Annotated in this window: 19 protein-coding genes; 7 read left to right on the forward strand and 12 right to left on the reverse strand. The window is 60.2% G+C overall.

Annotation, left to right across the window (positions count from 1 at the left end; translation table 11 throughout):
- Positions 1 to 32: 32 nt before the first annotated feature.
- The 6 genes from SU48_RS02550 to SU48_RS02580 form a co-directional block, all read right to left on the reverse strand.
- A complete protein-coding gene (locus tag SU48_RS02550) occupies positions 33 to 2489 on the reverse strand; it encodes a cbb3-type cytochrome c oxidase subunit I (protein ID WP_064013878.1) in 2457 nt (818 codons plus the stop codon).
- Positions 2486 to 3703, reverse strand: coding sequence for a cytochrome c oxidase subunit II (gene coxB, locus SU48_RS02555; RefSeq protein ID WP_064013879.1), 1218 nt, complete (start codon positions 3701 to 3703; stop codon positions 2486 to 2488). The genes SU48_RS02550 and coxB overlap by 4 nt, the downstream gene beginning before the upstream one ends.
- A gap of 332 nt (positions 3704 to 4035) precedes the next feature.
- Positions 4036 to 4959: a heme o synthase gene (locus tag SU48_RS02560; protein ID WP_064013880.1), complete on the reverse strand. Its 924-nt coding sequence runs from the start codon at positions 4957 to 4959 to the stop codon at positions 4036 to 4038.
- Positions 4956 to 5972, reverse strand: coding sequence for a COX15/CtaA family protein (locus tag SU48_RS02565; protein WP_064013881.1), 1017 nt, complete (start codon positions 5970 to 5972; stop codon positions 4956 to 4958). The genes SU48_RS02560 and SU48_RS02565 overlap by 4 nt, the downstream gene beginning before the upstream one ends.
- A 176-nt stretch (positions 5973 to 6148) precedes the next feature.
- The gene (locus SU48_RS02570) at positions 6149 to 7648 is read right to left on the reverse strand and encodes a putative bifunctional diguanylate cyclase/phosphodiesterase (protein ID WP_197474675.1); all 1500 of its coding nucleotides are present in this window, start codon (positions 7646 to 7648) and stop codon (positions 6149 to 6151) included.
- 558 nt (positions 7649 to 8206) lie between these two features.
- A complete protein-coding gene (locus SU48_RS02580; RefSeq protein WP_082869632.1) occupies positions 8207 to 10123 on the reverse strand; it encodes a putative bifunctional diguanylate cyclase/phosphodiesterase in 1917 nt (638 codons plus the stop codon).
- A gap of 103 nt (positions 10124 to 10226) precedes the next feature.
- Between SU48_RS02580 and SU48_RS02585 the strand changes: the two genes are divergently transcribed.
- Together SU48_RS02585 and panB are read left to right on the forward strand one after the other, a co-directional pair.
- The gene (locus tag SU48_RS02585; protein ID WP_064013885.1) at positions 10227 to 10706 is read left to right on the forward strand and encodes a DUF420 domain-containing protein; all 480 of its coding nucleotides are present in this window, start codon (positions 10227 to 10229) and stop codon (positions 10704 to 10706) included.
- Positions 10707 to 10848: 142 nt separating this feature from the next.
- Entirely contained in the window at positions 10849 to 11670 is an 822-nt protein-coding gene (gene panB, locus SU48_RS02590) for a 3-methyl-2-oxobutanoate hydroxymethyltransferase (protein WP_064013886.1), read from the forward strand.
- Between the two features lie 42 nt (positions 11671 to 11712).
- Here panB and SU48_RS02595 read toward each other — a convergent pair whose 3' ends face one another.
- The 3 genes from SU48_RS02595 to SU48_RS02605 all read right to left on the reverse strand — a co-directional run bounded on the left by SU48_RS02595 (position 11713) and on the right by SU48_RS02605 (position 14881).
- A complete protein-coding gene (locus SU48_RS02595) occupies positions 11713 to 12621 on the reverse strand; it encodes a hypothetical protein (RefSeq protein ID WP_064013887.1) in 909 nt (302 codons plus the stop codon).
- Between the two features lie 155 nt (positions 12622 to 12776).
- Positions 12777 to 14270, reverse strand: a complete 1494-nt coding sequence (locus SU48_RS02600) for a sigma 54-interacting transcriptional regulator (RefSeq protein WP_064013888.1) — start codon at positions 14268 to 14270, stop codon at positions 12777 to 12779.
- An 89-nt stretch (positions 14271 to 14359) separates the two neighbouring features.
- Entirely contained in the window at positions 14360 to 14881 is a 522-nt protein-coding gene (locus SU48_RS02605; RefSeq protein WP_064013889.1) for a hypothetical protein, read from the reverse strand.
- A 43-nt stretch (positions 14882 to 14924) separates the two neighbouring features.
- Between SU48_RS02605 and SU48_RS02610 the strand changes: the two genes are divergently transcribed.
- Complete coding sequence (locus SU48_RS02610; protein WP_064013890.1) at positions 14925 to 15398, forward strand: GNAT family N-acetyltransferase; 474 nt, start codon at positions 14925 to 14927, stop codon at positions 15396 to 15398.
- Here SU48_RS02610 and SU48_RS14060 read toward each other — a convergent pair.
- A complete protein-coding gene (locus SU48_RS14060) occupies positions 15373 to 15885 on the reverse strand; it encodes a hypothetical protein (RefSeq protein WP_157451057.1) in 513 nt (170 codons plus the stop codon). The two genes, SU48_RS02610 and SU48_RS14060, sit on opposite strands and share 26 nt — an antisense overlap.
- Before the next feature lie 155 nt (positions 15886 to 16040).
- On the opposite strand from SU48_RS14060, the gene gatB reads away from it, so the two are divergent.
- The 4 genes from gatB to mltG all read left to right on the forward strand — a co-directional run bounded on the left by gatB (position 16041) and on the right by mltG (position 20378).
- The gene (gene gatB / locus SU48_RS02615; RefSeq protein ID WP_064013891.1) at positions 16041 to 17486 is read left to right on the forward strand and encodes an Asp-tRNA(Asn)/Glu-tRNA(Gln) amidotransferase subunit GatB; all 1446 of its coding nucleotides are present in this window, start codon (positions 16041 to 16043) and stop codon (positions 17484 to 17486) included.
- Positions 17487 to 17561: 75 nt separating this feature from the next.
- Positions 17562 to 18284 (forward strand): hypothetical protein, encoded by a 723-nt coding sequence (locus SU48_RS02620; protein ID WP_064013892.1) that lies wholly within the window; start codon positions 17562 to 17564, stop codon positions 18282 to 18284.
- A gap of 79 nt (positions 18285 to 18363) precedes the next feature.
- Positions 18364 to 19359 carry a carbohydrate kinase family protein gene (locus SU48_RS02625; RefSeq protein WP_064013893.1) on the forward strand — a complete coding sequence of 332 codons (996 nt, stop codon included), beginning with the start codon at positions 18364 to 18366 and terminating at the stop codon, positions 19357 to 19359.
- Complete coding sequence (gene mltG / locus SU48_RS02630; protein WP_064013894.1) at positions 19356 to 20378, forward strand: endolytic transglycosylase MltG; 1023 nt, start codon at positions 19356 to 19358, stop codon at positions 20376 to 20378. Before SU48_RS02625 ends, mltG begins: the two co-directional genes overlap by 4 nt.
- A gap of 115 nt (positions 20379 to 20493) precedes the next feature.
- Here mltG and SU48_RS02635 read toward each other — a convergent pair whose 3' ends face one another.
- Both SU48_RS02635 and SU48_RS02640 read right to left on the reverse strand, forming a co-directional pair.
- A complete protein-coding gene (locus tag SU48_RS02635; RefSeq protein WP_064013895.1) occupies positions 20494 to 21765 on the reverse strand; it encodes a S41 family peptidase in 1272 nt (423 codons plus the stop codon).
- Positions 21762 to 22580: a hypothetical protein gene (locus tag SU48_RS02640; RefSeq protein ID WP_064013896.1), complete on the reverse strand. Its 819-nt coding sequence runs from the start codon at positions 22578 to 22580 to the stop codon at positions 21762 to 21764. The genes SU48_RS02635 and SU48_RS02640 overlap by 4 nt, the downstream gene beginning before the upstream one ends.
- Between the last annotated feature and the right edge of the window lie 140 nt (positions 22581 to 22720).

Below are 22720 nucleotides of genomic sequence, written 5' to 3' on the forward strand. Positions count from 1 at the left end.
CTTCTTTTCCTACTGCCTACATTCCAGCTTGCCTACCAAGCGTAGAAGATCGCCACGATGAACAGCCAGACCACGTCCACGAGGTGCCAGTACAGGCTGGCGGGCGTAATCGAACCGTGGTTGTACTTGTCCATCTTGCCGGTCATGGCTTGGTAGTACGGAATGGCGATGCCCGTCCCACCGATGATGATGTGCAGTCCGTGCAGGCCCACGATGGTAAAGAAGCAGGCTTGCCAGAGGTTTTGTTTCCAGTCGTTTTCTACGCCGAACAGCGCGAATTCGTAAACCTGAAACAGCATGAACACGGCACCCAAGATCAGGGTGATGAACAGACCCAACCGGAACATGGTGTGGCGGCCCTGATGGTTGTCCTGCTCGGCCTTGTGCAGCACGAAGGAACTGGACACCAGAATCAGGGTGTTGAGGGCCGCCAGCCAGATGTTGGGGCGCAGGGCGGGTGGCTCGGCGGCCCCGATGACGCGCAGGTACACGTAACCCGCGATCAGCACGCCGAACAGGCCCACTTCGGAGATGATGAACCAGCTCATGCCCATGAAGCCGTTGTCGTACTTGGTGAGGTGGTGATGCTCTACGGGCACGGCGTATTCACGGGTTCCGGCCCACTTGAACAGGCCGTAGAAGAACACGGGGAAGCTGAGGTACAAGACGATAGAGGCCAACTGGAAGCCGAAGCTGGCTTCTCCGAAGGCACGTAGGCCGCCGCCGGGCGTGTAGTTGGTGAACCAGCCGAAGCTCAGGCCGTAGCCCATCAGCAGCAGGCCGAACGCCGTGATAAAGGGCCAGATGGAATCCACGGGCAGGTGAATAGTCTTGGGGTCGACGGGCGTCAGGGTGTCGCCGTTCTTTTCCCAGTCGTACAGCGGGCGCTCGGTGGGAAAGGAACGGGGGAACTCGTGGGCGAAGTTGTACGCGGCAGGAGGGCTGGCCGCCGTCCATTCCAGCGTAAAGCCGCCCCAAGGGTTAGGCCCGGCAGTAATTGGGCGCTGGAAGCTCTGGATCATGTTCCACACCCAAGTCACGCCGCCTGCCAGCAAGATGATGGCCCCCAGCGTGGAAATGAAGTTCAGTTCCGTCCAAGCGAAGTTGCCTTCGGGATAGGTGTAGTAGCGGCGCGGCATGCCCAGCAAGCCCAGAATGTACTGGGGCAAGAAGGTCATCCACGAACCGACCATAAACAGCCAGAAGTGCCACATGCCGATCTTTTCGCTCAGGAAGCGCCCCGTCATCTTGGGCCACCAGTAGTACAGGCCGCCCATCGCAAGGAACGCCGTGCCGAACATCATCACGTTATGGAAGTGGGCCACCACGTAATACGACATCGTGACCTGATAGTCGAAGGGAATCATGCCGAGGCTCACGCCCGTGATGCCGCCGATCAGGAAGTTGAAGATAAAACCGACCAGCCAGTAGGTGGGCGTCTTCATAATGATGCGTCCGCCCCAGAGCGTGCCGATCAGGTTGAAGATTTTGACGCCTGTGGGCACGGCGACGATCAGGGTGGCGATCATGAAGGCAATTTGCCAGCTTTCGGGCAGACCTACCGCGAACATGTGGTGAACCCATACCAGCAAGCTAACCAGCACGATGCCGAGGATGGAATACACCATCACGCGGTAACCGAACAGGGGCTTGCGGGCCATCGTGGACGCGATTTCGGCGGCGATCCCGAGGTAAGGCAGCAGCATCACGTACACGGCGGGGTGAGAGTAGAACCAGAAGAACTGCTGCATCAGCACGGGCACGCCGCCGATGCCGGGGTTGAACATACTCAGGCCCATCTTGATTTCGAGGTAGGTGACCAGCGCCGCAGCGGTCAGGCCGCCCAGCGAGATCAGCTGCAAGATGGAGGTGGCGAAGATGCTCCAGACGAAAATAGGCATCTTCCAGAGGCTCATGCCGGGGGCACGCAAGTTGACGATGGTGGCGGCAAAGTTGGCACTGCCCAGCAGCGACGCGATGCCGTTGAGGATCAAGGCGACCATCAGCACCGATACGCCCGTCTGGTTGGCGTCCACGCTGAGGGGGTAATAGAACGTCCAGCCGACGCCGGGTGCGCCGCCGTTGGCGAGGCCGGTGATGACGAGAATCAGGCTGAAGATGAACAGCCACACCGCGAACGTGTTGATGCGCGGCAGGGCCACGTCACGCACGCCGAGTTGTAGGGGCAGGAACCAGTTCCCGAAGCCGAACAGCCCAATCGGAATCAGGAAGAAAAAGATCATCAGGGCGGCGTGTAGGGTCAGCACTTGGTTGTAGGTGTTGCCCACGAGGAACGACTGCTCCGGCAGGGCCAACTGCAAGCGGATCGCCACAGCCATGAGGCCGCCGATGCCGAAGGCCAGAATGCTGGTCACGATGTACAGCGTGCCGATCTTCTTGTGATCGGTGGTCTTCATGTAGTCCAGCAGCACTTCCAGAATGCTGGGCCGGGCTGCCTTGACCTGTGGGGGAGCGTGCTGAACGGTCACTGGCTTCCTCCTTGTGTGCGGGTTTCCTGTGCGCCGATCACGGGCGAGCCTTCCCAGTAGTCCGCCTCTTCGGGCAGTTTCAGAGAGCGGATGTAGGCCGCCACGTCGTCAATTTCCGCGTCGGTCAGGACTCCACCCTTCAGAACTTTGCCGTTGACCATGTACTCGCTGCCGTCATAGGTGGGCATCAGGCTGCCGGGTTTGACTTTGGGGCTGTGCTTCAGCCACTCGTGCAGCATTTCGCGTGCCCGCTCGCCTTCCCACATGCCCGCGCCTAGGGTGCGGCGCGTGCCGAAAAAGCTGAGATCGGGGCCAGCCGCACCCGCAGCGGGCGTGCCCTGAACGCGGTGGCAGGCAGCGCAGGACAGCGCGCCCGTGGAGGGCTTGCCCTGCATGAACAGCGTGTAGCCGCGTGCTTCGGCGCTGCCGGGGGCAGGCTCTGGGGCACGGTAGGCGCGGGCAGCAGTCACGAAGGTGTTGTAGCGTTCGGGTTCCAGCGCCACGACCTTGTAGCGCATGTTGGCGTGGCTGGCCCCGCACAGCTGCGAGCAATTGCCCTGATACACGCCGGGGCGGTCTGTATCGACTTGCCAAGTCTTTTTCACGGCAGGCATGGCGGCCCGCTGTCCGCCAATGTTGGGGGCCCAGAAGCCGTGAATCACGTCGCCGCTGGTGATGGTCAGGGCTACTTGCTGCTTGGTGGGGATGATGATCTCGTTGCCGTTGGTGACCACGCCGCCCGCCGCCGCTGGGGCTTCGGGGTAGGCAAAGTTCCACCAGAACTGACGGCCCAGCACGTCGATATTCACGACGTTTTCGGGCGTAGGGTTCAGGCGGGCCATGCTGCGTACCGTGAGGACGCTCAGGAACACCACGATGATCACGGGCACCACCACCAGAATGACTTCTAGGCGGTTGTTGCCGTGAAACTGCGCGGGGGGCGCGTCGTGCTTGTCTTCACGGAACTTGTTGACCGTGTAGAACAGGGCGTACGACACGCCGATAAAAATGATGATGGACAGCGCGATGGCCCACACGCTCATCCAGAAGATTTCGCGGTTGTAGCCCGACGACATATCTCCGATGCTGAGCGTCTGGTTGACCTGCTGACAGCCGGTGAGCAGGCTTGCCCCCAGCGCCGTGAGGGCCAACGGAAGGGCGCGGCTGCGCCTGAAACGGGAGTGCCCCGGCCTCTGGTGGTGGTTGGTGTTCAACTTCGCTCCTTTCTATCCTGTCCCAGTGGATTGGCCATAGGGGAATGGCCGAACGTAACGTCCCCAGTGTAAAGCGTCACGTGGGGAAAATTTGCCCCCCATCCAGTCCGCAGACTGGCCGAGGAAACGTCTCTCTTCCTCTGCATTCTACCGATCGGTCAGGGCCAATAGGTATGAGATCAGGTGGAGGGGGAGTCATGTGTCCTGAAAGCCGTGAGTGGGGAGAGGTCAGGAGTCGGTGGGAAGGCAAAAACACAGCGTGTGAAACGTGGATCGTAGAAGAAGATCAGCCCACGATCTAGATTCCACGATCCACGTTCAAGCCTTTGGTCTTACAGCAGGTGCGCGAACACCACCCGGTCTAGCGCTCCTGCCACGAACAACAGCGCCAGATACAGCATGGAATACAGGTACAGCGGCACGGCCACGCGGCGTTCCACGGCGTTTCCGGCCATCACGTGCTTGTACAGCACCCAGGAACGCTGAAGCAGCAGGCCGCCCAGCATCGCCGCCGAGATGAAATAGATCGCGCCCACTTCGCGGAAGAACACGGGCATGACCGACAGCACCACCGTATAGATGGCGTACAGCCCGATCTGCGCCACCGTCAGTTTGTCGCCGTGCACCACAGGCAGCATCGGAATGCCGACTTCGCGGTATTCGTCTTTGATCATCAGGGCCAGCGCCCAAAAATGCACGGGTGTCCAGAAAAAGATGATGGCGAACAGGAACCACGCGAACAGGTTCAGGTCTCCGGTCACGGCGGCCCAGCCCACCAGCGGCGGAAAGCACCCGGCGGCCCCGCCCAGCACGATGTTGTGCCAAGTGGTGCGCTTCAGCCACAGCGTATAGACCACCACGTAGGTCAGGAATCCGGCGAGGCTCATCCACGCGGCCAGCGGCGATCCCCAGACCCACAGCATCACGAACGACAGGACTTGCAAGGTGGTGCCGAAAATCGCGGCGTTTTGGGCTGAAATCATGCCGTTGGTGACTGGGCGCTGGGCGGTGCGGGCCATCTTCAGGTCTATATCGCGGTCAATGATCATGTTGAATACACCCGCCGAACCCGCCGACATATAGCCCGCCAAGCCCACCACGATCAGTAGCCACAGGCCCGGCCACCCCCGTGCCGCCATCACCATCGCGGTCAGGGTCGTCCACAGCAGCAGGCTGATGACCTTGGGTTTGGTCAGCGAGAGGTAATCGCGCCAGGTAGCGCGGGCAGGGGCGGCAGAATCAGTTAGGGCAGTCACGCATTGCGTCCTTTGGGAGTGGTTCGGTTGGCAGAAGGGGAAGGGGACAGAGCCGCCGGAGCGGGGGCGACGCTGAGCGCCGTGAGCGCCCGGTAAGTCAGCATGACCGTCGCCAGCCACATGATGCAGGCCAGCAGCAAGTGCGTGAGTTGCATCCAGCCCGGCGCTTTCAGGGCAATGTTGGCGAATCCGGCCACCATTTGTGCGCCCAGCAGGCCCCACAGCACCAGACTCCAGCGGTTCACTTCTGCGTTAGGCCGCACCCGCCGCAGCAACACGCCCAGCCACACGAGGTAGGCGCTGGTCAGGATCGCCAGCAGAGGGTGAATGATTCGTAGATTTTCTATGACGGTGGCCGTCGCCGCAAAGTCACGCTTGACGGTGGCAATCGGGGTGCTGCCATCGGCGGGCAGGAACAGCAGATCGCCCAGTGCGGTCACTGCGCCCGCCGCACCCAGCACCAGCAGCAGCCCCAACCCCGCGAAACTGGCCCAACCTGCCGCGCCCTGTCCCCGCAGCCTCAGACGCGGCCCGCCGGATGCCCACAGCGCAGTCAGCAGCAGCGCTCCCAGCAGCAAAAACGTGTTGGAAAGATGGATCCCTTGTACCAGCCCCCGTGCCGGATCGGTGCTGTCTGCGGTCAGGCCCAACAGCACCTGCACACCGCCCACCAAGCCTTCCAGAATAATCAGGCCGAGGCTCAGCACTGCGCCGAACCGCGCCATGTGGCCCTTGGGCGCAACCCGGAAGGCCAAGACCACCAGCACGATGGCAATCAGCCCGCTGAGGCTGCTGGTCAGGCGGTGGCTCAGTTCGATGAGGGTATGCACACTGGGGTCTTGCGGTACCACTACGCCGTTGCACAGCGGCCAGTGTTCGCCGCAGCCCGCGCCCGCACCCGTGATACGCACCACTGCGCCCCACAAGATCACCAAGATGTTGTAGGCCAGTGCGGCCCAGGCCAGCCGGGGCAACCATGCGCCCGCACGGGAAACTGCCAAGGTGCTGCTCATTCTTCCACCGTCCCTTTTGCGCCTTCTGGCCGCGCCTGCTCTCCAGACCCGAGGCCGTCGGCCCCACGCGCCACGCACCCGCTATTCTATGCGCCACACCCGGTAGAAGATTGTCCCTTACCTGCCCAGCGTTCGGTTTCTTTGGGCCTCGGTTCCTGCGCCTCTGGGTCTTGGGCCTACCGGGCGTCTGGGCCTGGCAGGCCAAAAGCAGGCGGATGCAGCAGCAGGGCATTAATTTCTTGGGCAGTACAGGGCGCGGAGAACAGGTAGCCCTGACCGAAGTGGCAGCCTAAAGCCTGCATCATGCCCAGTTGTTCTCTGGTTTCTATGCCCTCTGCCGTCACTTTCAGGTGGGCAATACTGCTCAGGCTCACGGTAGAATTCACCATCTGCTTTGCATACAGGTGTCTGGTTTCCGAACCAATCACATTGGCCGTAAAGCTCTTGTCTATTTTCAGAGCCTGTATGGGTAAAGTTCGGAGGCGGTTCAGGTTGGAGTAGCCCATTCCAAAGTCGTCCACGATCAGATCTACACCCATCTCGTTGATCTGCTGCAAGATGCGGTCTGTGTGGGGATTGTCCTGCATCACCAGTGTTTCGGTTATCTCTAGGGCCAACTGCGACGGTTTGATTTGGTATTCGGCCAGCGCATGTGCCAATTCCTGTACGAAACTATGTTGAGACAACTGAAGTGCTGAAACGTTGACGCAAATTTGAAGGCCTTCCCACTGCCCGGCAAAAAAGCAGCTCTGTTTGATGGCCCATTGGCCTAGGGGAACGATAAGCCCAAACTGTTCGGCCAGCGGTATGAACACCTGAGGCGAGATGAAACCCAACGTGGGATGCTTCCAGCGCATCAGCATTTCTACTTTTTTAAGTGTGCCGCTGTTCAAGTCATAAATAGGCTGAAAGAGGATAGAGATCTCATTTCGTTCCAACGCTCCACCCAGGTCATGAACGATGCGTTGTTGATGTTCGGTTCCGTCGTCATCTGCCGAGTTATACCGTTTGAACCCTTGCTTGCCAGAGCGCTTTACTGCCAGCATGGCGCTGTCGGCATGGCGCAACAATTCTTTCGGAGTCTGAGCGTCGGTGGGATAGACACTGATGCCAATACTGAGCGTCATGTGAACGCGGTTCAGATCCGGTGTGAGCGTCAGTCCTTCCCTATGCATCCGCTCCGAAATAGTGCGGCCAAAATATTCTGCCTGCTCCCCAGTGTCGAAAGGCACGACCAAGACAAACTCGTCTCCATTGAGTCTGGTGACAATCATCTGAGGTTTGCTCATTGAAACGAAGAGGCTTGCCGCCTGTTTAAGAATTTCATCGCCCTGCTCGTGCCCCAGGCTGTCATTAATTAATTTGAAATTGTCTAAATCTATGAATATGAGCGATAGATGTTCCTGGGGGAGCTTGGAAATTTGATCTTCGAGGTACTTCTCTAAGTATCTACGGTTGTGCAGGCCAGTTAAAAAATCGTTATAAACCAGAGTTTCTAGGACGCTGAGGCGCTCCATTTGTTGTGAATAAGCCTGCTTCTGAATGATATATCCTCTTGAAGCAAGTACGATAATCCATGCACTCAGATTGAGTTGTAGTAGAGTTACAGTCGCCGAGCCCAGATTTACATCTTCTATCCAAGTAATCAAGTAGACTGCACTGATAAGACTTGTCATAGCCATCAAGAAGGTAGACATCTTCCATTAAAATGAGTGGAGGCTGTTGAGCTGGAGATAAGTGACGGTCGGGTAGATCCAGATGATGAACTCGGAAACTCCATAGGCTAGGTATTGCGGAGGGGTGTATAGAGTTAAAATGACAAGTTTTGATAAAATGAAAAGTATTGCTACGTAGGCGAATATTATGTATGGTACTTCTCCTCGCCATTTTATATACATTAAAATTCCGCAGATCGAATAAGCGAAACTCAACAAAAAATGAAGGGGTGCATTATACATATGATACACGAGTGAATCGTCTGTTACATAATAAGCGAAAACAGATGCTATCACAATGAAAGGCATCATTATTACCAAGGCACGCCGCCGTGCGTTGGCGAGATCCGCAATCACGCTTAGCCTGTTCTTATCATCTGAATCCATGCCACATTCAGGGTATAGCTCTACCATAAAGTCATTTAGGTATCAAAGTACAATTTGAGGAAACGGCGGGTCAGGAAACAGCGATCACTGGGATTGTGTGTGACCGCAGTGGGCCGGACTGGGCAAGCACGGTCAGGCTGTAGCCCACGTCGGAATCGGGTTGCGGAGCATGGCCTCAAACTGCTGCGCGTTGCATGGCCGGGCCAGAAAGTAGCCCTGCCCGCTGTGACAACCGAGGGCGCGGACGGTTTGCAGTTGCTCGAAGGTTTCGATGCCCTCAGCGGTGACGTGTAGCCCCGCGATTGCGCTGACCTGCACCACAGCATTGATCATGCCCTGCGCGTAGCGTTGATCGAGTTCCGATCCGGCCAGATGCCTCGTGAAACTCTGATCCATCTTCAGTGTCCTGACAGGTAAGGTGCGCAGGCGGGCGAGGTTGGAATACCCGATGCCAAAATCGTCGATGGTCAGGCCCACTCCCGTTTTTTTAAGCGCATGGAGAGCCTCCACAGTACTGGAATTGTCCTGCATCAGCGTGGTTTCGGTCAGTTCCAACTCTAGGCGGCGGGCGGGCAGGTCATATTCGTTCAGGAGTTCGGTGATCTGCTGGGCAAAATTAGATTGAAGTAGTTGCAATACGGACACGTTGACACACAGCGTGACGTCGGGCCATAGACGCGCATAGCCGCAACTCTGCTGCAAAGCCCACAGGCCAAGTGCATTGATCAGGCCGCTCTGTTCGGCCACCGGAATAAAGGCAGCCGGTGAAACCCAGCCGAAAACGGGATGATGCCAGCGCATTAGCACCTCCGCTTTCACGAGTTCGCCGGTTTTGAGATTGTAGAGGGGCTGGAAGACCAGTGAAATCTCTTGCCGCTCCAAGGCTCCAGCCAACTCGCGGGCCAGTTCTTGCCTGTATTCCGTGTCGGCGTCGTCGGCAGTGTTGTAGCGGCGGACATTCTGCTTGCCGTTGCGCTTGACAGCAAACATGGCACTGTCTGCATGACGCAGGAGTTCTTCACTCGTCAGGCCGTCTTCAGGGTAAACGCTGATACCGATACTGAGCGTAAGGCGGAAGTGATTGAATTCTGCCCCCAGTTCCAAGCCATCGGTCTGAAGATGATCGAGGATCTGCTGCCCCAGCAATTCGGCATCTTCTCCTGTCATCTCTGGCAAAACCACCACAAACTCGTCTCCGTTCAGGCGAGTCACTACTGCCTGTGGCCCCGACAACTTCAAGAGCAGTTGGGCCACCTGCTTTAACAAATCGTCGCCTTTGGTGTGGCCCAGCGTATCGTTCACTAGCTTGAAACTGTCGATATCAATAAAAAGGAGGGCTAAGATATTAGACTGAGGATGTTCCAGAAAATCTTGTAGATAATGTTCTAAATAGCGTCTATTCTGCAGATCGGTTAGGATATCAGTATGTGCGATTCTTTCAAGCGTAGCCATTTTGGTGATATGCGCTGTCTGTATCTCCTTTTTCATCATGTATCCCTTAGATCCAATCAAAATAATCCACCCAACAGAATTAAGCTGTATAAGAGCCATTAGGTTTGGAATCGCTTCTGTGGTAATTAGACTATTGATCATATAGATCAGGCTTATAAGTGACAGTGTGGCCATGAGAAACAATGAATATCGCCAGTAGAAAACGAGTGTACTATTGATCAGAGCGAAAATTAGAAGTGCATAAAGCCACATCAAATGCTCCATAACGCCAATAGAAAAATAATCCCCTGTCGAGAATAGGAGGAGTGTAATTAACTTTGTAACAATAGGGAAAGCGCATCCAATAAACGTAATAATATATGGAACTTCACTAGTTGGATACATTCTGATGGCGACCCAAGAACCTGCATACCACACCGCGCAAACTGCATAGATGGGCAGATTATAGACGTGGTGGCTTAAGCCGTCATCGGTGATGATGATAGTCGCAACTGCCAGCAGGCAAAGAAGGGGCAGAATGATTGTGATGGCCTGTCGCCTCATGCGAACTATGCTGTCAGTCAGATCTAGCTGAATTTCCCTCACGCTGTCTGGCATCGAATCAACTATAGCTGAGCTGGGCGGTCAGTTTAGACCAAACCCACCCGTGCCCCCCGATGGACACTCGCCCCGGCCCCTTGCGCCTATAGTCCAAGGCAATATGGCGGAAACTATCAACCAGTGGGCGGTCATTACCATCGTCCTCAGCGGCGTCGCGCTTTGCTTTGGCGTGTTCTTTATTCGCAATCACAACCGCGAAGCACATATGCGGGCCATGATCTTGGCCAGTAGCTTTGCCACCATTTTTCTGGTGCTGTACTTGACCCGCCTCGGCCTCGGCTACGAAAAGAGATACGCAGGCCCCGACACGTGGCGCACGGCCTATTACGTGCTGCTGATCAGCCACATCATTCTGGCCACCCTGAACTTGCCGCTGGCCTTGGGTGCCCTCTGGAACGCCTATAAGGGGCTGAAGGCCGCCAAAAATTTGAGCAATATCGACGCGCCCGTTGCCCGTGGCTTCTTCAACAAACACCGGGCATGGGTGCGCTGGACAGTGCCAGTCTGGCTGTATGTGGCGGTCACAGGCTGGATCATCTATCTGGTGCTGGGGCAGTACGGCGAGGTCATCAAGGGGTAAGGGGACGCGGTCTAAGAGTTCCGAGGTCGAAGGGCTGGGGCGGGGGCGATGCTGTGTGCAACAGTTCCCGCCCCAGCCTTTGCTGTGTTTAGACCCTTGACCCTGACACGCCCTGCCACTCACGCCCTGCTAACGTAATCCCATGAAACGCAGTGTGCCCGACCTGATGACCGCCGCCGAACCGCTGGTGATGGTCACGGCTTACGACTATCCCGGCGGAATACACGCCGAGCGGGGCGGGGCCGATCTGATTCTGGTGGGCGACAGCCTCGGCAACGTGGTGCTGGGCTACGACTCCACCGCGCCCGTGACACTAAACGACATGATTCACCATGCCCGCGCCGTGCGCCGGGGAGCGCAGGCCACCTTTTTGGTGGTAGATCTGCCGTTTGGCACGTACCACACCGGAGTCACCGACGCGATGCGGGCCGCCGTGCGCGTGATTCAGGAAACGGGGGCCGACGCCGTGAAGATGGAAGGGGCCACCCCCGAGGTGCTGGACGTGGTGCGCGTGCTGAGCCGCAACGGCATTCCGGTGATGGGCCACGTGGGCCTGATGCCCCAGACCGCCACCGCGCAGGGCGGCCTGAAGGTGCAGGGCAAAGACGAGGAAAGCGCCCGCCGCACCGTAGACGGCGCACAAGCCTTGCAGGACGCCGGAGCCTTTGCGGTAGTGCTGGAGGCCATTCCCGCCCGTTTGGCCCGCCTGATCACCGAGCGCCTGACCGTGCCCACCATCGGCATCGGCGCGGGCGTGCATTGCAAGGGTCAGGTGCTGGTGTACCACGACCTGCTGGGCCTCTACGAGGGCGACGAAAAGAAGCTGGCTAAGCGCTATGCCGAACTGGGACGGGACGCCCGCGAAGCCATTGCGGCCTATGCCGCCGAAGTCCGGGCCGGGCAGTTTCCGACCAAAGAGCAGAGCTTTGTGATGAAGGATGACGTGCTGGGCAAGTTGTATTAGGGGCTGTAGGACGGGATTGAGAGCAGTTCTCCTACAGCCTACCTAAACCCCGCAGCCCCATTCCAGCACCTTCTGCATGCCCCCAGTCCCCGTGCGGCTTTGCCAGACCGTCGTGCCTTCTCCTTCGTGTACGTAGTCGTCTACCAGCACCTCCATGCTACCGTCGCCGTTCAGGTCGGCCACCGCGCCGATTCGCTGGGTCAGCACGCTGGGAAAGGCGTCGGCGGCGGGCGCTGTTTTGAAGATGCGTTCGCCCAATACGCTGGTTTTGACGCCGCCGGGCAGAGCTTCGCGCACCAGCACCAGCGAGTATTGCCCAGCACGTTCGGCGTAAAGCGTACTCATCACGCCGTCTGAAAAAGTGACCGGATCGCTGGCGGCCACCATCAAAATGTCGTCCCGTCCATTGCCGTCCAAGTCCGTGCGGAGCAGTTGCACGAGGCGCGGCGCGGCAGTCAGGCCCCGTTTTTTCAGTTCGGCAGCCACGATGGCAAGGTAGGGAGCGCTGTTGAGTGGCAGCGCGGTAATCGGGCGCGGCACCGGATTCCACGGCGCACTCAGAGCGTGGGCCGGAAACACGGTCTTTACGGTGGTCAGGTACCGGGTATCGCGCACCCAGTCGCAGGGATCGTTGGTTTCGATTCGCCCGCCCACTGTGGCCGCACCTAGTTTGCCCGTTGGCCCCAGCGCAGTTGCCTTCACCGTCGCCTCTATTTGTTGGCGTGCCAGTGGCCCCAACGACTCTCCGGGCGTCCAGCGGCGTGCAGCGGTGGGGCCGTCCAGCGTGCCCGTAATCGCAGCCGTATTTTCTACCAGCCGGAACAAAATGGCGCGTGGAGCAGTTGTAGGGGGTGTCACAGCAGGTGTGCCCTGTGCCAAAGCCAGTGGGGCCAGAGCCGGAGGGGTGACAAGTGCAGTCAACAGGAAGGCGAGGCGGCGAATGTCGGGCATGACGAAACCTCCGGGGCAGGTGAGCGAAATAGGGAAGACGCCCCATCGTACTTGGCCCGCTGGACGGCAGAGCAAAACCCCCGCCGCGCACCACGCTCCATGAAGGGCAGGGTGTATGGCAGGGGCCTTGAAAGGTCAGGACAGTTTTACTTTGCTCAGTTCCAGCGTCCGCCCCGCTGCTGACGGGTTTCCTGCTCCGGCGCGGCGTAGGTTTCTTCGGCGCGGCTCAATTTCTTGCGGCCATACAGCCCTTCCAGAATAAACTCGGCGGCGCTGACCCGCACGGCGTCGCTGTTGCTGTCGGCAATTTCTACGGCGAGGTCACGCAGGCCGGGAACTTGTGCGGTGGCTTTCATGCCCGCAGCGGGGTCGCCGCCCTGAGGGAAGCGGAACACGTTGCCGTCTTCAAACCACTTTTCCAGATCGCGGGTGTCGGCGCTGGCGTGGCGGCGGGCGTACACGGCTCCGGCGGCCTTACGAATCACGTCGCGGGCCACCTGATCGGCCCCCTTCATCTCGCCCTCGTATTCCAGTTCCATCTTGCCCGTAATGGCAGGAAGGCCCGCGTACACGTCGCTGACCCGCACCACCGGTTGGCCGTCTCCGGTCAGGCTGCGGCGTTCGGCGTTGGCGCTCGCCACTTCCATCAAGCTGATCGGCAGGCGCTGAGACACACCCGACAGCTTGTCTACGCGGCCATCTTCGCGGGCCTGAAACGCGATTTCCTCGATCAGTTCGGCCATGAATCCGGGCACGGTCACGTCTTCGCCGCGTACCGCTTCCTGCTCCGTAATATTCATGCCGAGGCGAACGTCGGTGGGGTAGTGGGTGCGGATTTCGCTGCCGATGCGGTCTTTCAGGGGCGTCACGATTTTGCCGCGTGCCGTGTAGTCTTCCGGGTTGGCCGAGAACACCAGCATGACGTCAAGCTCTAGGCGAATCGGGTAGCCCTTGATCTGCACGTCGCCTTCCTGAAGGATGTTGAACAGCGCGACTTGCACTTTGGGGGCAAGGTCGGCCAACTCGTTCACGGCAAAAATGCCTCTGTTGGCGCGGGGCAGCAGGCCAAAGTGCATGCTTCTCACGTCGCCCAAGCTGGTGCCGAGGCGGGCGGCTTTAATCGGATCGACGTCACCGATCAAGTCGGCCACCGTTACGTCGGGCGTGGCGAGTTTTTCTACGTAGCGGTCAGCGCGGGGCAGCCAGCGAATGGGCAAGTCCAGCCCGTGCGCTTCCAGCAGGGCGCGGCCTTCTGCACCCACCGGGTTCAGGGGATCGTCAGGCATTTCCACGCCCGAAATGACCGGAACAAAGTCGTCCATCAGGCCCGTGATGGCCCGCAGGATTCGGCTCTTGGCTTGGCCGCGCAAGCCCAGCAAAATAAAGTTCTGGCGGGCCAGCAGCGCATTCACCAATTGGGGAATCACGGTGTCGTCGTAGCCCACCACGCCGGGAAACAGTTCTTCACCGCTCTGTAATTTGCGCTTCAGGTTGTCGCGTACCTCGTCATGCACACCTCGCCGCACGCCGTCAAATGGGGAACGGCCCTGAAACGCGGGCGTCTGGAGCAGTTCTTTCAGCGTCTGCGCTGCGGGAGTCTGAAGTGCCGTGTCGTGCGCCATCCCTGCCGTCGTTTGGGGTGCAGTCATGTTGGGGGGAAGGTATCACGCACCTTGTGGGCGGAATGTGCGGCTTGCTGGAGAATCGGGGTCAAAAGCTGTCGCTCAGGCGGTTTGCGCTAGGAAGACGAGGCCGACGACGAAGCCGCGCCGCTGTTGTCCTGCGCCTGCTGGTCTTCCAGAGCCTTATAGGCGCACACGGCACTCAGGGCCGCCAACAACACCGGAGCCGCGCCAAAGCTGAGCTGCACGTCTTTGCCGTCCACCACGCCGCCAATGCGTCCGCTCAGGCTGGTTCCGCTGGCGTGGAGCCGCACATCTTTCCCCATCACGCGCCCCGAAAACCGCCCGTGAATCTGCGAGCCTTCCAGCGTTAAGTCCAGATCGTCGCCCTCGATTCGCCCGCCTAGCCGCACGTGTACGCGGTTGGCCGAGAGTTCGCCGTTGGCATCGAAGCCGCCGAAGTGTCCGCCGATCCGTCCGTCTACCCGCTCGCCCTTCAAGGTCAGGCGAATATCCTTGCCCTCGAAGCGTCCGCCGATGCGCCCATGCAGCTCCGAGCCGTTCCAGTCGGCCTGCACGTCATAGCCTTGAGCGAGGCCACCAATCCGCCCGCTGATCTGGACTCGCTGTTCGGTCATGCCGCCAGTTTGACATGCCCCTGCAGCTTGCTAGCCTCTGCCCATGCTCCGCGCCGCCCTGCCTGCCAACGCCCCCACCATCGCGCTGCACCGCTTTCCTGCCGAGGCCGACGCGCAGGAGCGGCCCATATATGCGGCGTGGGTAGAAACAGCCCTACAGCACGGCAAGTATCTGGGCTTCCTGATGGTGCTGGATGGGGAAACAGTCATCTCCGGTGCGGGCCTGACCCTGCTGGAATGGGGGCCGACGCGGGGCGATCCGCAGCCGTTTCGGGGCCGAATCGTGAACGTGTGGACGCACCCTGACCACCGCAGACAAGGCCACGCCCGCGCCGCCGTGCTGGCCTGCCTGAACGCTGCCCAATGCCGGGGCATCTCGCGCCTCAGCCTCGGCACCACGCCGGAAGCCCGCGCCCTGTACGAGTCGTTGGGCTTCCGGGCAAGTGGGGGAGAGCTGGGCCTGACACTGACGGAGAGAGGAGAGAGTCTGATTAGACGGGGCTACCTAGAGGACTAGACCGCTTCAAATGAACCTCTTCCCCATCAAGCGATAGAGAAAGAGCTTGACCTTCTTTTTGAAAACGCCCTTTGGTGGGGAATTGAAAGTCTGCTAAATGCCACAGAACGCGGGCAAGAGTAAAGCAAACCTCCCCCATTTCTTCGTTGGGAAACTCAGTTCTTGATTTTGTTAATGAAGAGCTGCTGCTCAATGTATTAATCATGCCCGTCGTAGCGCTTCTTAGGTCTAAGATGTCTTTGGCGTAGTCAATATAAGAAGTTGAATCAAGCGGTGGGGGCTGTGTTGGGCCTCTGTTTAATTGGGAAGACATAATGATGTTATACAGAGATTGGTAGAATGGGGCGAACACATCGTCGATCAGCTCCAAAAAATCAGTTGAGTCTGTGTTGGCTGCCGTCTCGATTTTGGATAGATTGACTTTGAGAGTACTGGCTGCTGATTTTAACAGTTCTATTTCTTCTGGGGCGAGTTTGTATTGGGTCATAAATGTTCGGCAGATGAAACTGGGAGTGCAGTCAGATTTGAGATGTGGCATCCGATCTTCAGGACTCAACCTTCCGGTTGGAAAGTGTAGCAAATCCACATCCAAATTCACTGAGCGGTTGCCCCTCCCCCGCCCCGCGCTATCCTGCGCCCCATATGTCTCAGGTGTCGGGTGTAAACGGGTCGGGCTACCAAACAGTGATCGGGTTAGAGGTGCATTTGCAGTTGCGGACGCGCACCAAGATTTTTACGGCGTGTCCTGCCGACTACCACGGCGCGGGGCCGAACGAATTTACTGACCCGATGGTGCTGGGCCTGCCCGGTGCGCTGCCCACCCTCAACCGTGAGGCCGTAGAACTGGGCATGATGTTCGGCCTCGGCCTCAACTGCGACGTGTCGGGCTTTACGCAGTTTCACCGGAAAAACTACTTTTACCCCGATTCCCCCAAGAATTTTCAGTTGTCGCAGTATGACCGCCCGATTGCGCGGGACGGCTATCTGGACGTAGAGGGCGGGCGTGTGCGGATTACCCGCGCCCACTTGGAGGACGATGCGGGCAAGCTGATGCACCCTACCTACGCGCCCTACAGCCTGCTTGACCTGAACCGCGCTGGCTCGGCCCTGATCGAAATGGTCACGGAGGCCGATATTAAGGGGCCGGAGCAGGCCCGCGCCTTCTTAGAGGCGGTGCAGGCCATCGCGCAGGCCCTTGGCGTTTCGGACGCCACGCCGGAAGAGGGCAAGATGCGCTGCGACGTGAATATCAGTGTGCATAAGCCGGGAACGCCTTGGGGCACCAAAGTAGAGGTGAAGAACCTGAACTCGTTTCGCAGCGTGGCCCGCGCCATCGACTACGAGGCGGCGCGTCAGGCCCGCGTGCTGGACGGCGGTGGCAGCATTACCCAAGACACGCTGGGCTGGGATGAAGGCGGCCAGAAAACCTTCCTGATGAGAACCAAGGAGGGCGAGGCCGATTACCGCTACTTTCCGGAGCCCGATCTGCCCCCGCTGGACATCACGCCGGACTGGATAGAGCTGGTGCGGGCGCGGATGCCGGAACTGCCTGCCCAAAAGCGGGCGCGGTATGTCGCAGCGGGCGTGCGCGAGGCCGACGCCGACACCCTGAGCTTGGATGTGAACCTCAGCCGCTTTTATGACGAAGCGTTGTCAGAGAACCCTTCACCAGATGCACAGCGGTTGTCGAACTGGCTGCTCACCGAAGTCACTGGATTTCTTGCGGCCAGTGAGCAGGGCATTCGGGACACGGCGCTTCAGCCCGCGCATCTGGCCGCGCTCGTGCGCCTGATCGACGCTGGAACCATCAGCGGCAAGATTGCCAAAGACCTGCTGCCCGACGTGATGGCGGGCCAGAATCCCGAAACGCTGGTGCAGGAGCGCGGGCTGACGGTGGTCACCGATACCGGAGCCATAGACGCTGCCATAGACGCGGCCATGACTGCCAATCCCAAAGCCGTGGAACAGTTCCGCGCCGGAAATGCCAAAGCCGCCAACGCCCTGTTCGGCCCCATTATGAAAGCGATGGGCGGCCAAGCCAAACCCGAAGTCGTGCGAGACCAACTGCTGAAAAAGCTGGCCGAATGAGCGTTAAACAGGTTTGCTGGCTCCCCACGCTTTTCCCACTCACCACTGACCACTCACCACTCCCTGTTCCCCATCATGGCTGACGAAATGCACGCCCCCATTCCCAAGCCCGCGCCAAACGCCGACGCTCCCCGCTGGCGTTCGCTGGCGCTGGCGGCGTTGTGGGTGCAGGTCGCTTCTCTGTTCGGTCTGGTGGCCTATGTGCTGTGGCGCGGCAATGCGGCGGGCGGGCTGGATGAACTGGTCTGGCTCAGCGCCTTCGATTCTTTCCTCGCCGCGCTGGTGATGTGGTGGTGGACGGCCACGTTTGCCCGCGTGACGCTGGGGCAGGCCATTTCGACTGAACCCTTGCCGGGGCCAGTTGCGCCGGGTGCGGGCCAACTCCGGGCACTGCGGGCTGCGTTTCCTTGGCTCACGGCGCTCCGGCTCTCGCTCTGGTTCCTGACCGTGCTGAGCGTCGTCAACACCTCATCTTCGGAGGCCAATCCGGTGGCCCTGACCGCCCTGCTGACGGTGTGGGGCGCGGCGATTTTTGCCAGTAACGCCATGTACGGCAGCCTTGCACGCTTGGCACCCAACCCCGCTGACCCACTGGGCCGCGAACGGTTGCTGGGCTGGCTGAACCTGTCGGCGGCCCTCGCCGTTGCCATGACAGTGGTCAATGTCGTGCCCACCGCCGGGTTCAGTTCTGAGCCCAACCTCACCAGTCAGGTGGTGTACGGGGTGGCGGGCCTTCTGGACGTGGCGGCCACGCTGCTGGCGTTCCGGGCGCTCCAGACCATGCCCACGGAAGCCTGACGCCGAGTGGGGCGGCCCCGCGCTTGTTTGTGCCGCCTACAGACCGCCCCCGCTGCCAAACGGTATGCTTCCCGCATTCATGACGCACTCTTCTTCTCTCTCGGCGCGTGGCCCCCTCGTTTCCTTGGGCGACCTCGCTTGGGACGTGCTGGCCAAACCCGACACCATCTTGCAGCCGGGCGGCGACACCACAGGCCGCATGGAACTGCTGGGCGGCGGCAGCGCGGCAAACGTGGCGGTGTGGGCGCGGCGGGCCGGATACCCCAGCACCTTCGTGGGCAAAATTGGCCGTGACCGATTTGGGGAACTGGCCACCGCCGATCTGGAGGCCGAGGGCGTGCAGCCCGAACTTACCCTCAGTGGGCAGCACCGCACAGGCGTCATTCTGGCCCTGATCGACCAGCGCGGCCAGCGGGCCATGCTGACCGGGCAAGGTGCAGACTGGGAACTGTTGCCGCAAGAACTGCCTGAAAGCGTGCTGCGGGCGGCGGGCCACCTGCACCTGACGGCGTGGAGCCTGTTCCGCGACCCGCCGCGTGCAGCGGCCCTCGAAGCGGCGCGGTTGGCAAAAGCTGCCGGAGCCACCCTCAGCCTCGATCCCGGCAGCTTTCAGATGATTCAGCAGATGGGCCGCGAGAACTTTCTGGAAATCGTGGACAACATCCCCTTCGACATTATTTTCCCCAACGACGACGAGGCCCGCGCCATGAGCCACGAGAGCGATCCCGAACGGGCGATGACCTGGCTCAGGCACCGCTACCCGAACGCCTTGGTGGTGCTGAAACTGGACGAGGAAGGGGCACTGTTGGAAGGCCCCACCCAGCCCCGAACCCGCGTCTCCGCCACCCGCGATCATCTGCTGGACGCTACGGGCGCAGGCGACAGCTTCGGCGGCGCATTTTTGGCCGGATGGCTGGCGCACGGTGACGCGGTGCGGGCCGCCGAACTGGGCGCACAGGTGGGCGGCTGGGTGGTGTCGCGCTTCGGGGCGAGGCCGCCTGCCGACGATGACCTGCGGGCGAGGTTGGCATCGGTGGGCGTGACTTCCGCCGCTGCCTTGGCGGTGACGCCATGACCCGCCTCGGCAAGCGCAAAACGCCCGTGTGGGTGTGGCTGGTGCTGGTGTTCGTGCTGCTGCTGCTCTTGGCCGCAGGCGGCGCGTTCCTGTATCTCCGCAGCCTGCTCGCGCCTGCGGGGGGCGCGGCCTACACGCTGGAAATCAAGCCCGGCGACAGTCTGCCGCGCATTGCCCGTACCCTGCAAGACAAGGGCATCATCAAAAACGCCGAAGCTCTGCGCTTCGTGATGCGGCAAGACGGCACGGCGGGCAGCCTGAAAGAAGGGTTTTACGACCTCAGCGGTACACTGACTTTGCAGCAAGTGGCCGACAAATTGGCTGGCCCGGCCCGCATTCCCACCGTCAATGTCACTATTCCGGAAGGACGGCGCATCAAGGATTTGCCCGCCATTTTTGCCAAAGCAGGGTTCGACGCGGCGGCGATTCGGGCCGAACTGAACAATGCGGCGCTGAGTCCGTATGCCAATACCAACCTAGAGGGCTTCGTGTTTCCGGCCACCTACGAATTCCGTCCCGCAGAAACGCCGCGCAAGATCGTACAGACGCTGGTGGCCCGCATGAACGCCGAATTTACGCCCGCCAACGTCGCCAAAGCCAAGGCGCTGGGCCTCAGCGTGCGCGACTGGGTCATTCTGGGCAGCATGGTGCAGGCCGAGGCCGCCAACAACGCCGAAATGCCCATTATTGCCGGAGTGTTCCTGAACCGCCTGCGCGACGGCATTGCGCTGGGCAGCGATCCCACCGTCGCGTATGGCCTCGGCAAAGACCTGCCCGAACTAGACCGCAGCGCCGGAGACTTTACCAAAGACACGCCCTACAGCACCTACACGCGGCAGGGGTTGCCCGCTGGCCCGATCAATAACCCCGGTCAGGCCGCGCTGTTGTCGGTGCTGAGTTCAGAGCGCAAACTCCCCGATGGCCGCGACGCCGTGTACTTTTTGCACGGACTGGACGGCAAAATTTACGTGAACGCCGATTATCAGGCCCATTTGCGGGATATCGCGCGGCATAGGTAGGCGCTTTGGGCGGGAAGTGGGTTGTAGGGAGTGGGAAAAGATGAGGGCGTTGCAGCGGAAGATATGCTGCCACGCCTTTTTGAACAGGCGCTTGTACTGCGGCCCCCAAGTGGGGCTACCGCTGCTGCTGCCTCAGCCAACTCGCCGCCTGTTCTGCCAGTTCATCACGGCCTGTGCGGGTCAATTCCGAAAGGTTCAGCCCCCCGCCTGCCTGCGGTTGAAGGCGTGCGGCGAGGGCTTTGCCGTCTGCATCCAGCATGGTGGCGAAGGTCAGTTGCAGCGCCGAGCCGTCTTGCAGCGGCACGAAGCGGCTGGCGGTGTCGGCCAGTCCGGCGGTGGGTTCCCCAAACAGCCAGGTACGCGGGCGGGTCAGCACACTGCGGGCCAAAAACTCTGCGGCGCTGGCGCTGTGGCGGTTGACCAGCACCGCCAGAGGGCCGCTGTAGCGCACAGGCTGATTCAGGGGCTGGCCCTGCGCGTTGCCGTTGACCAGATACTCGCCTGCGCGGTAGCCGATCTGGGTCTGATGGAAGCGGGTTTTCATGAACAGAGGAGCGGGAGCCGTAAACGCGCCTGCGCTCAGCATAAATTCCTCTACCAGCCCGCCGCCGTTCCAGCGCAAATCCAGCACTATGCCCTGTGCGCCTGCCGACTGGGCCTTGCCGATGGCCCCATGCACCTGCTGCGCTACGCCCACCATAAAAAAGTGCCGCAGGCGTACTACCACTACCTTGCCTTCGCGCCAACTCAGGCTCACGGGCGAGACTGTCAGGGGGCTGGCGGTCAGTGTGGTGATGAGGGGCTGGCCCAAGCGCAGGCCGCTAAAACGCACCGCCGTACCCCGGCCTGCGGCCCGCGCCAGAGCTTTCTGCCCCGCTTCACCGTCGAGTGGGACGCCATTGGCCGTGTGCAGCACGTCGCCCACCCGCCAGCCTGCACGCGCTGCGGCAGAATCCGGCAGCACCTCGGCCACCACCCGCCCGCCCGTACCCAGCGCCTCTGTGATCGCCCCGAATGTGCGCTGCCCGCTCGGTTCACCGGACAGCACCTGCTGCGCTTCCTGTATCTCTGCCGGACTGAACAGATGGGTGTGCGGGTCTTTCAGATCGGCGACCAGTTGCCGCAGCAGAGGGTAGGCCTGTGAACTGGCGCACTCGGCCTTGCCCCCGCACAGTGCTTGAACGCGGGGCAAATAGCTTCGGCGGAGGTCGCTGGCCCGCAACCTGGACGGCCCGTTGTACCCGGAAGCCAGTTCATAGATGACTTCATCGAAGAGGTCTTGGGCCGACAGGGTAGCCGACGCCGTGACCGACGCAGGGGCTGGAGCAGTGGCCTGACCCACACCCAGTAGCGCGAGGGTCAGCGCCCAGACAGAGCGTCCCTTCACTGCGGTACGGCAAAGGTGCTGGCGGGCAAGGCCACATTCATTTGGACTTCTGAAAAGTCCGCCGTAAAAATCAGGGTTCCGTTGGGCAAAAACGCCTGGGCTTTGTCTGAAAATGGGATGCCGCCCACTTCCTCAAAGTCGCTGTACACCGAAATGACTTCGCCCAGTGGGGCAATAGGGTAACGCTCGGCCACCACTAAGCCCCGCGAATCCAGCAGAAACGTGGCCTTGGTGTTGTTGGTGACTGCTTCCAACACTGTACCAGTCAAGTCTTTGCCGTTCACCTTCAGCCAAGTCTGCTGGCCCAAATTCCTGAATGAACCGCGTCCCTGCTCGGCGGCGATCAGGCCGGGTGCGCCGTAATAAAAGCTGTCGCGCAGGCTTTGTGCTTCTTGGCGGGGCAGGGGCACCGTACCCGACTGCGGGGCAAATGCAAATGCTCCCTCAGCGGTCAGCCACTGCTCACTGATGAGCGTTTGACCTTGTTTGGTGGTTTGGCGTGCCCAGCGGTTGGCGTAGTCCACACTGGCCGCCGCATTCAGCGTGATGGCGGGCTGGCCCTGTGCATCCATAAAGACCAGTTCGACCCCCTGCGTCATGGTACGCAGGCCGCGCAAGGCTTCGCCGCCATTGGCCTCAATTGCCCGTACAAGCAGGGCGCGGCCCGCCTGTTGTTGGGTGGTGCTTGCGGCAGCCCCAGCGCGGGGCAGAGGCGCACCTGCTCCGCCCGCTTGCACTCCGCCGCCCAGCAGGAGGGCAGACAAGGCGGCGGCGCAGAGAACAGGACGAATGGAAACGGCAAAAATAACCTTCATGATTTGACCCTACACAGGGCTGCCGCGCTTGCCTACCCACCAATGGCCTAGGCCGAAAGAGATAGAAAAGAGGCTAGACATCTCATCTCTCTTCTCATTCATCCCCTAAGATTCCACAGTGGTCATTTCTGATTTTGCAA

Origin of the sequence: Deinococcus puniceus, assembly GCF_001644565.1 — a bacterium.
GTDB classification, from domain to species: Bacteria; Deinococcota; Deinococci; order Deinococcales; family Deinococcaceae; genus Deinococcus; species Deinococcus puniceus.

Coding starts and splice junctions, on each gene's coding strand:
- panB (WP_064013886.1), top strand. CDS start 10,849: ATGAAACGCAGTGTGCCCGACCTGATGACCGCCGCCGAACCGCTGGTG.
- SU48_RS14060 (WP_157451057.1), bottom strand. CDS start 15,885: ATGACCCAATACAAACTCGCCCCAGAAGAAATAGAACTGTTAAAATCA.
- SU48_RS02570 (WP_197474675.1), bottom strand. CDS start 7,648: ATGACAAGTCTTATCAGTGCAGTCTACTTGATTACTTGGATAGAAGAT.
- SU48_RS02640 (WP_064013896.1), bottom strand. CDS start 22,580: ATGAAGGTTATTTTTGCCGTTTCCATTCGTCCTGTTCTCTGCGCCGCC.
- SU48_RS02625 (WP_064013893.1), top strand. CDS start 18,364: ATGACGCACTCTTCTTCTCTCTCGGCGCGTGGCCCCCTCGTTTCCTTG.
- mltG (WP_064013894.1), top strand. CDS start 19,356: ATGACCCGCCTCGGCAAGCGCAAAACGCCCGTGTGGGTGTGGCTGGTG.
- SU48_RS02620 (WP_064013892.1), top strand. CDS start 17,562: ATGGCTGACGAAATGCACGCCCCCATTCCCAAGCCCGCGCCAAACGCC.
- SU48_RS02605 (WP_064013889.1), bottom strand. CDS start 14,881: ATGACCGAACAGCGAGTCCAGATCAGCGGGCGGATTGGTGGCCTCGCT.
- SU48_RS02595 (WP_064013887.1), bottom strand. CDS start 12,621: ATGCCCGACATTCGCCGCCTCGCCTTCCTGTTGACTGCACTTGTCACC.
- SU48_RS02600 (WP_064013888.1), bottom strand. CDS start 14,270: ATGACTGCACCCCAAACGACGGCAGGGATGGCGCACGACACGGCACTT.
- SU48_RS02565 (WP_064013881.1), bottom strand. CDS start 5,972: ATGAGCAGCACCTTGGCAGTTTCCCGTGCGGGCGCATGGTTGCCCCGG.
- SU48_RS02580 (WP_082869632.1), bottom strand. CDS start 10,123: ATGCCAGACAGCGTGAGGGAAATTCAGCTAGATCTGACTGACAGCATA.
- SU48_RS02585 (WP_064013885.1), top strand. CDS start 10,227: ATGGCGGAAACTATCAACCAGTGGGCGGTCATTACCATCGTCCTCAGC.
- SU48_RS02610 (WP_064013890.1), top strand. CDS start 14,925: ATGCTCCGCGCCGCCCTGCCTGCCAACGCCCCCACCATCGCGCTGCAC.
- gatB (WP_064013891.1), top strand. CDS start 16,041: ATGTCTCAGGTGTCGGGTGTAAACGGGTCGGGCTACCAAACAGTGATC.